Origin of the sequence: Pseudomonas sp. S31, assembly GCF_016648105.1 — a bacterium.
Taxonomy (GTDB): domain Bacteria; phylum Pseudomonadota; class Gammaproteobacteria; order Pseudomonadales; family Pseudomonadaceae; genus Aquipseudomonas.
Genome location: NZ_JACVVE010000048.1, coordinates 25,241 through 39,411, shown reverse-complemented (window position 1 = coordinate 39,411; position 14,171 = coordinate 25,241). Strand labels below are relative to the sequence as shown.

Here is a 14,171-nt window from a genome sequence, read left to right as displayed (position 1 = left end):
GCTGACCTCCTGCATGCCATGCAGGCGCTCTCCCAGCTGAGCTATAGCCCCACAATGTCGCGTTGAACCGAAGCGCTGGCTGGGTGCCTGGCGTTTCGTTTTCGTTCATCGCTGTGGACGGGGCGCATATTAAGATTGGATTGCAGAGCTGTCAAACGAAATTTTCAAAATAATCAAAAATTTTTGCACAGATAACAATCACTTACCGCCCAGCCCCGCTCCTGCAGAGCACTTGTGTGCACTGTAGGAGCGGGTTTACCCGCGAATGCGCCACTGAATTCACCGGCCTCTTCGCGGGTAAACCCGCTCCTACAGGGGGTGCGGCGCTCTCGGAATGGCTATCAGGCGATGTTCGCCAGCAGCTTTTCCCATTCCTTGTTTTCTTTCTTCGATACGCCGCCGAGCAGGTCCAGGGCCTGGCGCAGGCGATAGCGAGTCAGGTCGGGGCCGAGGATTTCCATGGCATCGAGCACCGAGACCGAGCTGGCCTGGCCGGTGATGGCGGCGAACATCAGCGGCATGGCGTCACGCAGCTTCAGTTCCAGCGCTTCGACCACTGCCTGGATGCAGCCGGTGATACGGTCTTTTTCCCACTGACGCAGGCTTTCCAGTTTCCACAGGATCAGCTGCATCACCTGGCGCACCTGGTCGGCAGACAGCTTCTTGCTCTCGAACAGCTTGGCATCGAGCTTCAGCGCGCCTTCGAAGAAGAAGCCACCCAGCGGGGCGATCTGGCTGAAGGTTTCGACGCGGCCCTGGACGTGCGGGGCGATCTTCATCATGTAGTCGCTGTTGAACGCCCACTTCTGCACGCGTGCGGCGAACGCTTCCACCGGCAGGTCGCGCAACCACTGGCCGTTGAGCCAGGACAGCTTCTCGATGTCGAAGATCGGCCCACCCAGGGAAATACGCGACAGATCGAAGTGCTCGACCATCTCGTCCAGGGAAAACTTCTCGCGCTCGTCCGGCATCGACCAGCCCATGCGACCGAGGTAGTTGAGCATGGCCTCAGGCATGAAGCCCATGCGCTCGTAGAAGGTCACCGAGGTCGGATTCTTGCGCTTGGACAGCTTGCTCTTGTCGGGGTTGCGCAGCAGCGGCATGTAGCACAGCTTGGGCTGTTCCCAACCGAAGTATTCGTACAGCTTGATCAGCTTCGGCGCCGAGGGCAGCCACTCTTCGCCACGCAGCACGTGGGTGATGCCCATCAGGTGGTCGTCGACCACGTTGGCGAGGAAGTAGGTCGGCAGGCCGTCGTTCTTCATCAGCACCTGCATGTCCATGCGGTCCCACGGGATCTCGACGTCACCGCGGAGCATGTCGGGAACCACGCAGACGCCTTCGCTCGGCACCTTCATGCGGATCACGTGGGGTTCGCCAGCGGCCAGGCGGCGCTGCACTTCCTCGTCGCTCAGCAGCAGCGCACGGCCGTCGTAGCGCGGGGTCTCGCCACGGGCCATCTGCTCGGCGCGCATCTGCTCCAGCTCTTCGGCGGTGCAGAAGCAGTAGAAGGCGTGGCCGGCGTCGACCAGTTGCTTGGCGTACTGGGCGTAGATCTCGCCACGCTCGCTCTGCCGGTAAGGGCCGTGCGGGCCGCCAACGTCCGGGCCTTCGTTCCACTCGATGCCCAGCCAGCGCAACGCATCGAAGATCTGCTGCTCCGACTCGCGGGTCGAGCGCAACTGATCGGTATCTTCGATACGCAGGATGAACTCACCGCCGTGCTGCTTGGCGAAGCAGTAATTGAACAGGGCGATGTAGGCGGTGCCGACATGGGGGTCGCCAGTGGGCGATGGCGCAATACGCGTGCGAACGGTGGTCATGGAAAGTCCCGGACAGAAGATGAAACAAAGGCGGAATGTTAGCAGGGAGCGGGCCCTGGGCTCCAGCGATGGCTGCAGGCCAGTTGCCGCGCCCGCGCATCGCCTCAGCTGGTGATCAAACGCTCGCGCAACTGGCTGATCTCGTCACGCAACTGCGCCGCCGACTCGAACTCCAGGTCGCGGGCAAATTGCATCATTTTCTCTTCCAGCTGCTTGATTCGCTTGGTGATCTCCCCTGGCGTGCGCAGTTCGGCTTCGTAACGGGCAGCTTCCTCCGCCGCTTTGGCCGCGCCCTTGCGCTTCTTGCTGCGCGCGCCCGGCACGGTGGCGCCTTCGAGGATATCGGTGATGTCTTTGACTACCCCCTTGGGCACGATGCCGTGGGCCTCGTTGAAGGCGATCTGCTTCTCGCGGCGCCGTTCGGTCTCGTCGATGGCCCGCTGCATCGAACCGGTTACCTGGTCGGCATACAGGATCGCCCGGCCGTTGAGGTTACGCGCCGCCCGGCCGATGGTCTGGATCAGCGAACGCTCGGAGCGCAGGAAGCCCTCCTTGTCGGCGTCGAGAATGGCCACCAGCGACACCTCGGGCATGTCCAGGCCCTCGCGCAGCAGGTTGATGCCCACCAGCACGTCGAACGTGCCCAGGCGCAGGTCGCGGATGATCTCCACCCGCTCCACGGTGTCGATGTCCGAGTGCAGGTAACGCACCCGTACATCGTGGTCGGCCAGGTAGTCGGTAAGGTCTTCGGCCATGCGCTTGGTCAACGTGGTGGCCAGTACCCGGTCACCGCTGTCTACGCGTTTGCGGATTTCCGAGAGCAGGTCGTCGACCTGAGTCAGCGCCGGGCGCACCTCCACCTGCGGGTCGACCAGGCCGGTCGGGCGCACCACCTGCTCGACCACGCGCCCGGCGTGCTCGGCTTCGTACGGGCCTGGGGTGGCGGAAACGAAGATGGTCTGCGGACTCACCGCCTCCCACTCGTCGAAGCGCATGGGCCGGTTGTCCAGCGCCGACGGCAGGCGGAAACCGTATTCGACCAGAGTTTCCTTGCGCGAGCGGTCGCCCTTGTACATCGCCCCGACCTGCGGAACGCTGACGTGGGACTCGTCGATCACCAGCAGCGCGTCAGCCGGCAGGTAGTCGTACAGGGTCGGCGGCGGCGCGCCTGCCGGGCGCCCGGACAGGTAGCGCGAGTAGTTCTCGATACCGTTGCAGTAGCCCAGCTCGAGGATCATTTCCAGGTCGAAACGGGTGCGCTGCTCCAGGCGCTGGGCCTCGACCAGCTTGTTGCCCTTGTGCAGGAACGCGAGGCGCTCGGCGAGCTCCTCCTTGATGCCCTCCACTGCTCCGAGCAAGGTTTCCCGTGGCGTCACGTAGTGGCTCTTGGGGTAGAAGGTGAAGCGCGGCAGCTTGCGGAAGACCTCGCCGGTGAGCGGGTCGAACGCAGCGATGTTCTCCACCTCGTCGTCGAACAGCTCGATGCGGATGGCCTCGAGGTCCGATTCGGCAGGGAAGATGTCGATCACGTCGCCGCGCACGCGGAAGGTGGCCCGGGCGAAGTCCATCTCGTTGCGGGTGTACTGCAGGTCGGCCAGCCGGCGCAGCAAGGCGCGCTGGTCGAGCTTGTCGCCACGGTCGACGTGCAGGACCATCTTCAGGTAGGTCTCGGGGCTGCCCAGGCCGTAGATGCAGGACACGGTGGTGACGATGATCGCGTCGCGTCGCTCCAGCAGCGCCTTGGTCGCCGACAGGCGCATCTGCTCGATATGGTCGTTGATCGAGGCGTCCTTCTCGATGAAGGTGTCCGACGACGGCACGTAGGCCTCGGGCTGGTAGTAGTCGTAGTAGGAAACGAAGTACTCCACCGCGTTATTGGGGAAGAACGCCTTGAACTCCCCGTACAGCTGCGCGGCCAGGGTCTTGTTCGGCGCCAGTACCAGGGTCGGGCGCTGCACCTGCTGGATGACGTTGGCGATGCTGAAGGTCTTGCCCGAGCCGGTCACGCCGAGCAGGGTCTGGTGCGACAGCCCCGCGTCGATGCCTTCGACCATCTGGCGGATGGCCTCGGGCTGGTCGCCGGCCGGCTGGAAACGGGTGACGAGCTGGAACTCGGACATGTCGGACCTCGCGGTAACGCAGTAACTGTAAATTTAGCCAGTAGTCTATACCCAAATGCGCCCGCTCGGGACCGGTTTCAAGGTCCAGGTGTGAGCGCTCATTGCGGTGGACCGGGCAATTCGACCAATGGTTGAAAAAAAATCGCCGAATTCGCCGGAAAACCTGCGCCAGGCTGTCGCAGTGGCCGAGCGGTATCACTATACTGACTCCCCGTTTGTGCACCGCTTCAGTGCATTCGGCTGGAGCGTGTACGCCCTATCACACTCCATTCAGAGCCAAGGTAACAATGAGCCTGTTTTCCGCTGTCGAGCTGGCACCCCGCGACCCTATCCTGGGCCTCAACGAAGCATTCAACGCCGATACCCGTACCGACAAGGTCAACCTCGGCGTGGGCGTGTATTGCAATGAGGAAGGCCGCATTCCGCTGCTGCGCGCAGTGATCGAAGCCGAGACCCAGCGCGCTGCCCAGCACGCTTCGCGCGGCTACCTGCCGATCGACGGTATCGCCACCTACGACCAGGCCGTGCAGAAGCTGCTGTTCGGCGCCGAATCGCCACTGCTGGCCGCCGGCCGCGTGGTCACCGTGCAGGCCGTTGGCGGCACCGGTGCTCTGAAGATCGGCGCCGACTTCCTCAAGCGCGTATCGCCCAACGCCGTGGTCGCCATCAGCGACCCGAGCTGGGAAAACCACCGCGCGCTGTTCGAAGGTGCCGGTTTCCCGGTGCAGAACTACCGCTACTACGACGCCCCGAGCAACGACGTCAACCGCACCGGCATGCTCGAAGACCTGAACGCCCTGCCGTCCGGTTCGATCGTGGTCCTGCACGCCTGCTGCCACAACCCGACCGGTGTCGACCTGACCTTGGACGACTGGAAAAACGTGCTGGAAGTGGTCAAGGCCAAGGGCCACGTGCCGTTCCTCGACATGGCCTACCAGGGCTTCGGTGACGGTATCGCCGAAGACGCCTTCGCCGTGCGCCTGTTCGCCGACTCGGGCCTGGACTTCTTCGTCTCCAGCTCGTTCTCCAAGTCGTTCTCGCTGTACGGCGAGCGTGTCGGCGCGCTGTCGATCGTGACCGCCTCGAAGGACGAGAGCACCCGCGTGCTGTCGCAGGTCAAACGCGTGATCCGTACCACCTACTCCAACCCGCCGACCCACGGCGCCACCATCGTCGCCACCGTGCTCAACAGCCCGGAGCTGCGCCAGATGTGGGAAACCGAGCTGGCCGAGATGCGCGAGCGCATCCACGGCATGCGCAAGCAGATGGTCGAGCTGCTGGCCCAGTACGGCGCCAACCGTGACTTCAGCTTCGTCGGCCGCCAGGTCGGCATGTTCTCCTACTCGGGCCTGACCGTGGACCAGGTCGCCCGCCTGAAGAACGAGTTCGGCATCTATGCCCTGGACACCGGCCGCATCGCCGTCGCCGCACTGAACCAGAGCAACATCCACGTGGTCACCAAGGCCATCGTTGAAGTGCTGTAACTGCTTGATTTGCCAAGGGGTAGCTTGACTTCCCCTTGGTGATCGGTAAGATACGCGCAGATTCCGCGATAGCTCAGTCGGTAGAGCAAATGACTGTTAATCATTGGGTCCCTGGTTCGAGTCCAGGTCGCGGAGCCAAACATTGAAAAAGCCCCTGAATGCGTGAGCATCAGGGGCTTTTTCGTATGCCTGCGCCAGCGGGCTGTCAGGCGGGCCGCCCGATCGGGTAGAACTCGCCATGGCTCCACACCCCGAGCCATTCCTGGCCATCGATCGAGCGCGGCACCGCCAGCTCCACCATCTGGTAGAACACATTGCGGTGGATCAGTGCCTCGAGGTTGCTGCGCACCCGCACGTACGGCGAAGGCTCCTGGGTGTCGGGGTCGGTCTCGACGCGCAGAGGGTTCTGCGGGCCGGCCTCGAAGGTGTCGTCGACGTTGCTGGTGAAGCGCAGCACTTGCCCTTCCCCACTGCCCTGCACCTCGAGGGTCACGGCAACGAAGGGCGCATCATCGACACGGATGCCCACCTTTTCCACTGGCGTGATCAGGAAGTAGTCGTCGCCGTCACGGCGGATGATGCTGGAGAACAAGCGCACCATGGGTTTGCGGCCGATCGGTGTGCCCAGGTAGTACCAGGTGCCGTCACGCGCGATACGCATGTCGATGTCGCCGCAGAAATCCGGGTTCCACAGATGCACCGGTGGCAGCCCCTTGTGCTTGGGAATCTGCGTCAGTAGATCGTTGGCCTTGCCGGAATCCGTCATCACCCTGCCCTCATTCGCTCATGCCAATAAGGCTACGAGCGTACTCGCGCATCGGCCTGGCAAGCAAATCCTCGGGAGTCTTGTCATGGAACGTCAACAAACCGCCACGGCTCTTGATGCGCGCGGTATCGATCAGGTAACGGCTGTTGGTCTCGATGAGCATCATCTGCACCACGCCGGAATCCCAACCCAGGCGGTCGACGGCCTGCTCGTCATACCACTCGTCGCCATTGCCGATGCGGTCGTCGGTGCGGGCGAAACGGGTGTACAGCACGTAGTCGGCGCCCACCGAGCGCGCTTCGGCGATCGCTTGCTCCAGGCCCAGCGGACCCTGGGCGCGGCGCACCAGCGGGAAGTACTCGACAAAGCTCTTGAAGGCCTCCTCGGCCACGGCATTCTGCCGCGGTGCAGGCCCCTTGCCTGGCGGCACGAAGGCCCCCTGGCCAATGAAGATGAACGAATCGGGCTGCAGGCGGATCGACAGCGTACGACGGGTATCGCTGTGGTCCAGCAGCCCAGCATCGCTCATCTGGCTGCGGGCGGTCTCGCCCATATCGCTGACACTCATGCAGCCGCCCAACGCCATCAGCGCCAGCAGCAAGACCAGGCTACGCATCTTTCCTCCCAATGACCGGTGACGAAAAACCGGCGAGTTGCCTCTGGATGCAGCTTTTGCGCCAGATTCAACCGCCGATCACTTTCATCACTGTCACAGCCCCGGCGAAGGCCAGCGCCTGTTTGTCGGCCAGGGCCCTGACCAGTATCCGTTGCAAGGCCGGATGACGTGGCTGACGCGCAGGTTGCGAAAAACGCCTGCCTTGACGATCGACGATCATGAATGACTCCGGCCAGGATGAATCGGGCTGGCAAAATCTGATTCATAGATCAGGTTTTGCCAGCACTCGATTCACATCCTGCCTAGCGGAGGTCGGCAGCGCGGCTTCAGGCGGCGGATTCCGGGTCGCGCTTGCGCTTGTTGCCCATGCGCACGCCGATGTCCATGAGGAACTGGAAGAAGCCTTCCTGATCTTCCAGGACGTTGCTCCAGAACGGCGAGTGGTACAGCGCCACCGCGCCGTGCACCAGGGCCCAGGCCGCACAATAGTGGAAGTACGGCGGCACGTCCTCGAGTTTACCCTCGCTGATGCGGCCTTTGATCAGTTGGGTCAGGCGATCGAAGTTGGACGCACGGATGCTGTGCAGCTCCTCGACCATTTCCGGTACCTGGTTGCCCTTGACCACTTTCTCCTCGAGACGGTCGAACAGCCGGTAGCGTTGCGGGTCGCGCATGCGGAACTCGAAGTAGGCGCGCGACAGCGCTTCCTTGTCACGGTCGACATCGGCCGAGTGCAACAGCGTATTCAGGTCGCGCTCGTAGTCGAGCATCAGGCGCAGGTAGATCTCGGCCTTGGACTTGAAGTGCTTGTAGATCGTGCCTTTGCCGATGCCGACGGCGTCGGCGATCATCTCCACGGTGACGCTGTCTTCACCTTGTTCGAGAAACAGCTTGAGCGCGGTATCGAGGATTTCCTGTTCGCGACGGCGAAACTCACGGACCTTACGAGGTTCTTTCTGCATGGGAAGGACTGGATGACGATCGAAGCGGTTTATTATGCCTAACTTGCGGCAAATTGCACGGATGTTCCAAGCATGTGGCTGTTTCCGGCCGGTTTTGCTGGGCGTCTCAAGACGCAGAGGGAGGAACCAACTGCCGACGTATTCCAAATCTGTTTAAAAAACGACCAGCCGGCACTGGCACAAGGCCAAACCTGGCCAATACTAGAAGTGTTGGCGCGGCGCATCCCCCCAGTGGCGCGCCGATAAAGGTGCCCAGGGACCGCGGTACCTTTGTTTTACTCCTAATGGTCTTAACCCGGATTCCTCCCCCAGAACCCGGGTTTTTTTTGTGTTTCGTGGGGGCGTTGGGGGGATTTGGGGATCAAGAGATGGCATCAGGGCTGAGAGGTGCATGCCTTGGGTTTTGTAGCGCCTAGCAGACCGAGCGCCGCGCGGGCGGCGCTCGGTCTGCTAGGCGCTACAAGTCTTGTGGCAGGCCCCTGGCAGCCCTCACCCAACTCCAACGCCTGGAAAGTCAGGCCACCCGAGCCAGCGGGAACAACCGTTTGAAATTCGCGGTAGTCTGCTCAGCCAATTGCGCATAGCTGACCCCGCGCAACGAGGCCACGTACTCCGCCACCTCACGCACATACTGCGGCAGGTTCGGTTTGCCCCGATAGGGAATCGGCGCCAGGTACGGCGAGTCGGTCTCGACCAGCAGCCGATCGGCCGGCACCTGGCGGGCCACCTCGCGCAGCGCGTCGGCGTTGCGGAAGGTGACGATGCCGGACAACGAGATGTAGTAGCCCAGGTCCAGCGCGGCCCGTGCCATGTCCCAGTCTTCGGTGAAGCAGTGCAGCACCCCGGCCTGGGGGAGGCTGGCCTCGCGCAGTAGCGCCAGGGTGTCGGCGCGGGCAGCGCGGGTGTGCACGATCAGCGGCTTGCCGGTCTGGCGCGAAGCCTCCAGGTGCAGGCGGAACGAAGCCTGCTGCAGCTCCGCAGCTTCGGGCTCGTAGTGGTAATCCAGGCCGGTCTCGCCGATCGCCACCACATGGGGGTGAGCCAGCTCGCGCAACAGCCATTCCAGCGCCGGTGTCTCGCCGGGCGCCAGGTCCAATGGGTGCACCCCTACCGAACAGTCGACATCGGCATACTGCTCGCTCAGCGCCTTCACGGCACCGGCATTCTCGGCGCTGACGCCGATGCACAGGAAGTGCCCTACTCCCCGCTCACGGGCAGCCTGCAGGGCAGCATCGAGGGAACCCTGGTGGGCGCTCAGGTCAAGACGATCGAGGTGGCAGTGGGAATCTACGAGCATGGATAACGACACATATCGAAAAATGGGAGATCAGCGGGCGCCCGGCAACTGCACCCAGTGGGCGAGCAAGGCCTCGAGCAACAACGCGCGGTTGAGGTTGGCCTTGCCCAGCACCTTCTGGCGCTGTTCGAGGATCCACGCCTGGACCTCGAGCACCTTGGCCTGGCGGCTCTTCTGCGCCAGGTACTGGACCACCTTGCGCATATCGGCCAAGCCTAGCCCGTCCTCGTCCTGGGTCAATTGGTAGCGCAGCATCAGGTGCGACCAGTCGCAGAACCAGTCGAACAACAGCAGCAAGGGTACGGCGTTCCAGGCCTCGGCCAGCTGGCTGGGCGACTGCTGACCCTTGAGCAGCTTCTTCACCCCGTCGGTGACCAGGGCGCGCTGCTCGAGCACTCCCTTGGCCTGCAGGGCCACGGCCATCAACGGCGAACCGGCGGCCAGGGTCAGCAGCTCGGCGCGCTGGGCCGGATCGCTGTCGGGCAGCGCCTGGTCCAGCCAGGCCTGGCTCTGCGCCAGGCTAGGCTGCGGGCAGGTGACCTGCTGGCAGCGGCTCTTGATGGTCGGCAGCAGGCGGCTGGGCTGATGGCTGACCAGCAACAGCACGGTATCGCCCGAGGGCTCTTCCAGGCTTTTGAGCAGGGCGTTGGAGGCATTGACGTTCATCGCCTCGACCGGCTCGATCAGCACCACCTTGCGCCCGCCCAACTGCGCGGTCTGCACCACGAACGCCACCAGCTCGCGGACCTGGTCGACCTTGATCGGCTTGTCGGCTTCTTCCGGCTCGAGGACGAAGTTGTCCGGGTGGCTGCCGGCCTTGAGCAACAGGCACGACTTGCACTGGCCGCAGGCGTCGAGGCCGTTCGGTTGCTGGCACAGCAGCCGGGCCATCAGGCGCTCGGCCAGGGCCCGCTTGCCGATGCCCTGCGGCCCGTGCAGCAGGTAGGCATGGGCATGCTGGGCACGGCCGGCCAGTTGCTGCCAGAGGGCCTGCTGCCAGGGGTAGCTGTCAGCCACGGCAGCGGTCCACGATGGCCGGCAACAGGGCATCGATCGAACGCTGCACGGCCTCCAGCGGCTGTGCGGCGTCGAGCAACTGGTAGCGCTGCGGCTCGCGCTGTGCGCGCTGCAGGTAGGCCTGGCGCACGGCCTCGAAGAAGCCCCGCCCCTCCTGCTCGAAACGGTCCAGGCGGCCACGCGCGGCGGCGCGGGCCAGGCCCACTTCCACCGGCAGGTCGAAGACCAGGGTCAGGTCGGGGCGCAGGTCGCCCTGGACGAATTGCTCCAGAGTGGCAATGCGTTCGACCGACAGGCCACGGCCACCGCCCTGGTAGGCGTAGGTGGCATCGGTGAAGCGATCGCACAGCACCACCGCGCCACAGGCCAGCGCCGGGCGGATGACTTCGGCCAGGTGCTGGGCGCGGGCAGCGAACACCAGTAGCAGCTCGGTGTCGGCGGCCATGGTCTCGTCGCTCGGAGCCAGCAGCAGTTCGCGGACCTGCTCGGCCAATGGCGTGCCGCCAGGCTCACGGGTCAGCACCAGGTCCAGGCCCTGCTCGCGCAGGCGCGCCGCGAGATAGTCGCGGTTGGTGCTCTTGCCCGCGCCTTCGGGGCCTTCCAGGGTAATAAACAAGCCGCTCACAGGCAGTCCTTAATGTTGTTCGTCAGGCGTCGGCGCTTCGGCCGGCGCGGAATCGGCGGCCGGAGCCGGGACGCTGGGCTCGCTCGGCGCAGGTGCCTGGTCGGGGGCTGCACCCGATTCGGGTTGTTCATTCGCCGCAGGCGCTTCGTTCGTCGCGGGCGCGTCATCCGCCGCAGGCGCTCCCTTCACCGCAGGCACTTCGTCCACTGCGGGCGCTTCCTCCGTGGCCGGTGCTGCGCCTGGCGCAGCCTTGGGCGCCGGGCTCGAGCGGTAATCGGCGCGGCGCTTGAGCTGGAACTCGCGCACGGCCGAGTTGTGGTCGTCCAGGTCGTCGGAGAACACATGACTGCCGTCACCGCGAGCGACGAAATACAGACTGCTGCCGTCGACGGGGTTGAGCGCCGCATGGATCGCCTCGCGGCCGACCATGGCAATCGGCGTCGGCGGCAAGCCTGTCATGGTATAGGTGTTGTAGGGCGTCGGCTCGCGCAGGTCGGCGCGGGTGATACGGCCGTTGTAGCGCTCGCCCATGCCGTAGATCACCGTCGGGTCGGTCTGCAGCATCATGCCCAGGCGCAGGCGGCGCACGAACACGCCGGCGATCTGCCCACGCTCCTGGGGAATGCCGGTTTCCTTCTCGACCAGCGACGCCATGATCAGTGCCTGGTACGGGTCACGGTACGGCAGGTCGGTGCTGCGCTCGGCCCACTCCTTGGCCAGCACTTCGTCCAGGCGCATGTAGGCTTGCTGCAGCAGCTCGACGTCGCTCATTCCACGGACGAAGCGATAGGTATCAGGGAAGAAGCGGCCCTCTGGGAACACCCCGGTATGGCCGAGCTTGTCCATCACCTCGGCATCGGACAGGCCATCGAGGGTGTGCTTGAGCTTTTCATGCTTGGCCACTGCCGAGCGCACCTGGCGGAAGGTCCAGCCCTCGACCAGGGTCAGGTTGTACTGCACCACATCGCCCCGACGCCACGCGTCGAACAGCTCCTCGACGGTCATGCCCGGAGTGATGCGATACTCGCCGGTATGCAGGGGCGTGCCAGCCATGTTGAAGCGCCAGTACAGGCGAAGCCAGAATGCATCGTCCAGCAGGCCTTCGCTCTGCATGCGATAGAACATGCGGTTGGGGTTGGTGCCGTTGGGCACGTCGAGCAGGCGCTCCTGCGTCACGTGCAAGGGCTGCTCCACGACCGTGGTGACTTTCCAGGCCGACCAGCCCAATGCCAGTCCAGCGAGGATCAGTCCCATTTCCAGCAGCAGCAGGAGTTTGCGTCTCACAAATCAGGTATCCAGTAACGTACGGGCAACGGCCTGAAGTTTACGGGTCAAGGGGCCTGGCGACCAGTTTAGGCTCAATGCAGGGATGCCGCGCACCGGCCATACGCCATACACGCTGTTGCACACGAACACTTCGTCCGCCTGCTCCAGGTCGCCCAGCGACAGGTCACCGACCTGCACCGGGATGGCCAGCGCAACGGCCTGTTCGAGCAGTGCGCCGCGCATCACGCCAGCGACGCCACATCGAGTGAGGTCGGCGGTGTGCAACATGCCATCGCGCACCAGGAACAGGTTGCTGTACACCCCTTCGACCACCCTGCCCTGCCCATCGCGCATCAGGCCTTCGGCATGTTCGCTGTCCTGCCACTCGGCACGGGCCAGCACCTGCTCCAGGCGATTGAGGTGTTTGAGGCCGGCCAGCAGCGGTTGTTCCGCCAGACGGGTCTGGCAGGCGAACAAGCAGATCCCCTGCTCGGCGTGGGCCGGGGGATAGGTGGGCAACGGGCTGCCCTGGAGAATACGCCGCGGCGCCGCACCGGCCACCGGAGCATAGCCTCGCTGGCTGTCGCCACGAGTAAGGATCAGCTTGGCGACACCGTCGCCGAGTTGGCTGGCGTAGCGCAGCACCTCATCACGCAGCAGTGCCAGGTCGGCATCGATGCCAAGGCGCTGGCAGCCCAGGGCCAGGCGCGCCAGGTGGCCGTCCAGCAGGCTGGGCTGGCCAGCGCGCACGGCGATGGTCTCGAACAGGCCATCGCCGTAGGCCAGGCCGCGGTTCTGCAGGTTGAGCGCAGTCGCGGGCTGGCCATCGATCCAGCTGTGCATCAATCGGCGAACCGGCGGAACACCAGCGAACCATTGGTGCCACCAAAGCCGAACGAGTTGGACAGCACCACGTCGATCGGCATGCTACGCGCCTCGTGCGGCACGAAGTCCAGGTCGCAGCCTTCGTCGGGCTCGTCCAGGTTGATGGTCGGCGGTGCCATCTGGCTGTTGATCGCCAGCACGCTGAAGATCGCCTCGACGGCACCGGCGGCACCGAGCAGGTGACCGGTCATCGACTTGGTCGAACTGACTGCCAGCTTGTAGGCGTGGTCGCCGAACACGCGCTTGATCGCCGCCACTTCGGCTATGTCACCGGCTGGGGTGGAGGTACCGTGGGCGTTGATGTAGCTGACATGCTCGGGCTGGATGCCGGCATCGCGCAGGGCGTTGACCATGCAACGGGCCGCCCCTTCGCCGCTGTCGGGTGGCGAGGTCATGTGGTAGGCATCGCCGCTCATGCCAAAGCCCACCAGTTCGGCATAGATGGTCGCGCCACGCGCCTTGGCGTGCTCCAGCTCCTCGAGCACCAGGGCGCCGGCACCATCGGACAGGACGAAACCGTCACGGCCCTTGTCCCACGGACGGCTGGCACGGGCAGGCTCATCGTTGCGGGTGGACAGGGCGCGCGAAGCACCGAAGCCACCCATACCCAGGCCACAGGCGGCCATCTCGGCACCGCCGGCGATCATCACGTCGGCCTCGCCGTAGGCGATGTTGCGCGCGGCCATGCCGATGCAGTGGGTACCGGTGGTGCACGCGGTGGCGATGGCGTAGTTCGGCCCCTGCAGCCCCAGGTGGATCGACAGGAAGCCGGAGATCATGTTGATGATCGAACCGGGCACGAAGAACGGCGAAATACGCCGCGGCCCCTGGTCATGCAGGGTCCGGCTGGTTTCCTCGATGTTGGTCAGGCCGCCGATGCCCGAGCCCATGGCCACGCCGATGCGCTCGCGGTTGGCGTCGGTGACTTCCAGGCCGGCATTGCGCACCGCCTGGAAACCGGCCGCCAGGCCGTACTGGATGAACAGGTCAAGCTTGCGGGCCTCTTTGGCCGACAGGTATTGCTCGACCTCGAAGCCTTTCACCGAGCCGCCAAAACGGGTGGAGTAGGCGCTCAGGTCCGTGTGTTCGATCGGACCGATGCCACTGCGGCCAGCCAGAATGCCCTGCCAGGTGCTCGGTACATCGGTACCCAGTGGCGACAGCATACCCATACCGGTGACCACGACGCGTCTACGCGACACAGTACTCTCCTTTTCTGATAACAGAGTCTCTTGCCATTGCATTCAAGGCAAAGGAATGAAATGGCAACAGGCTCTCGGTGCCTGCACTACCTGCGCACCGGAACGTGT

General features: G+C 64.2%; 12 protein-coding genes, 1 tRNA gene and 1 pseudogene. 2 read left to right on the top strand and 12 right to left on the bottom strand.

What is annotated here, in order from left to right; translation table 11 throughout:
• Positions 1-341 precede the first annotated feature (341 nt).
• On the bottom strand, positions 342-1,823 hold the full coding sequence (gene gltX / locus IAE37_RS25180) for a glutamate--tRNA ligase (RefSeq protein ID WP_201178098.1): 1,482 nt from the start codon (positions 1,821-1,823) through the stop codon (positions 342-344).
• Between the two features lie 104 nt (positions 1,824-1,927).
• Complete coding sequence (gene uvrB, locus IAE37_RS25175) at positions 1,928-3,943, bottom strand: excinuclease ABC subunit UvrB (protein ID WP_201178096.1); 2,016 nt, start codon at positions 3,941-3,943, stop codon at positions 1,928-1,930.
• Between the two features lie 287 nt (positions 3,944-4,230).
• Between uvrB and IAE37_RS25170 the strand changes: the two genes are divergently transcribed.
• Both IAE37_RS25170 and IAE37_RS25165 read left to right on the top strand, forming a co-directional pair.
• On the top strand, positions 4,231-5,427 hold the full coding sequence (locus IAE37_RS25170; RefSeq protein WP_201178094.1) for an amino acid aminotransferase: 1,197 nt from the start codon (positions 4,231-4,233) through the stop codon (positions 5,425-5,427).
• 62 nt (positions 5,428-5,489) lie between these two features.
• Positions 5,490-5,565: transfer RNA gene (locus IAE37_RS25165), tRNA-Asn, on the top strand.
• A 67-nt stretch (positions 5,566-5,632) separates the two neighbouring features.
• Here IAE37_RS25165 and IAE37_RS25160 read toward each other — a convergent pair.
• The 10 genes and pseudogenes from IAE37_RS25160 to fabF all read right to left on the bottom strand — a co-directional run bounded on the left by IAE37_RS25160 (position 5,633) and on the right by fabF (position 14,063).
• On the bottom strand, positions 5,633-6,193 hold the full coding sequence (locus IAE37_RS25160) for a DUF1285 domain-containing protein (protein ID WP_201178092.1): 561 nt from the start codon (positions 6,191-6,193) through the stop codon (positions 5,633-5,635).
• A 10-nt stretch (positions 6,194-6,203) separates the two neighbouring features.
• Positions 6,204-6,809 carry a DUF4823 domain-containing protein gene (locus tag IAE37_RS25155; protein ID WP_201178083.1) on the bottom strand — a complete coding sequence of 202 codons (606 nt, stop codon included), beginning with the start codon at positions 6,807-6,809 and terminating at the stop codon, positions 6,204-6,206.
• Positions 6,810-6,876: 67 nt separating this feature from the next.
• Positions 6,877-6,987 (bottom strand): annotated as a pseudogene (locus tag IAE37_RS25150) (radical SAM protein); the annotation flags it as partial.
• A gap of 148 nt (positions 6,988-7,135) precedes the next feature.
• Entirely contained in the window at positions 7,136-7,771 is a 636-nt protein-coding gene (locus IAE37_RS25145; RefSeq protein ID WP_133332014.1) for a TetR/AcrR family transcriptional regulator, read from the bottom strand.
• A 514-nt stretch (positions 7,772-8,285) separates the two neighbouring features.
• A complete protein-coding gene (locus tag IAE37_RS25140; protein ID WP_201178081.1) occupies positions 8,286-9,068 on the bottom strand; it encodes a TatD family hydrolase in 783 nt (260 codons plus the stop codon).
• Between the two features lie 30 nt (positions 9,069-9,098).
• On the bottom strand, positions 9,099-10,085 hold the full coding sequence (locus IAE37_RS25135) for a DNA polymerase III subunit delta' (protein WP_201178079.1): 987 nt from the start codon (positions 10,083-10,085) through the stop codon (positions 9,099-9,101).
• Positions 10,078-10,710, bottom strand: a complete 633-nt coding sequence (gene tmk, locus IAE37_RS25130) for a dTMP kinase (protein WP_201178077.1) — start codon at positions 10,708-10,710, stop codon at positions 10,078-10,080. The genes IAE37_RS25135 and tmk overlap by 8 nt, the downstream gene beginning before the upstream one ends.
• A 9-nt stretch (positions 10,711-10,719) precedes the next feature.
• Positions 10,720-11,994 (bottom strand): endolytic transglycosylase MltG, encoded by a 1,275-nt coding sequence (mltG, locus tag IAE37_RS25125; RefSeq protein ID WP_201178075.1) that lies wholly within the window; start codon positions 11,992-11,994, stop codon positions 10,720-10,722.
• A gap of 3 nt (positions 11,995-11,997) precedes the next feature.
• Positions 11,998-12,819 (bottom strand): aminodeoxychorismate lyase, encoded by an 822-nt coding sequence (pabC, locus tag IAE37_RS25120; protein WP_201178073.1) that lies wholly within the window; start codon positions 12,817-12,819, stop codon positions 11,998-12,000.
• Positions 12,819-14,063, bottom strand: coding sequence for a beta-ketoacyl-ACP synthase II (fabF, locus tag IAE37_RS25115; protein WP_201178071.1), 1,245 nt, complete (start codon positions 14,061-14,063; stop codon positions 12,819-12,821). Before fabF ends, pabC begins: the two co-directional genes overlap by 1 nt.
• Positions 14,064-14,171: the final 108 nt, after the last annotated feature.

Coding starts and splice junctions, on each gene's coding strand:
- gltX (WP_201178098.1), bottom strand. CDS start 1,823: ATGACCACCGTTCGCACGCGTATTGCGCCATCGCCCACTGGCGACCCC.
- uvrB (WP_201178096.1), bottom strand. CDS start 3,943: ATGTCCGAGTTCCAGCTCGTCACCCGTTTCCAGCCGGCCGGCGACCAG.
- IAE37_RS25170 (WP_201178094.1), top strand. CDS start 4,231: ATGAGCCTGTTTTCCGCTGTCGAGCTGGCACCCCGCGACCCTATCCTG.
- IAE37_RS25160 (WP_201178092.1), bottom strand. CDS start 6,193: ATGACGGATTCCGGCAAGGCCAACGATCTACTGACGCAGATTCCCAAG.
- IAE37_RS25155 (WP_201178083.1), bottom strand. CDS start 6,809: ATGCGTAGCCTGGTCTTGCTGCTGGCGCTGATGGCGTTGGGCGGCTGC.
- IAE37_RS25145 (WP_133332014.1), bottom strand. CDS start 7,771: ATGCAGAAAGAACCTCGTAAGGTCCGTGAGTTTCGCCGTCGCGAACAG.
- IAE37_RS25140 (WP_201178081.1), bottom strand. CDS start 9,068: ATGCTCGTAGATTCCCACTGCCACCTCGATCGTCTTGACCTGAGCGCC.
- pabC (WP_201178073.1), bottom strand. CDS start 12,819: ATGCACAGCTGGATCGATGGCCAGCCCGCGACTGCGCTCAACCTGCAG.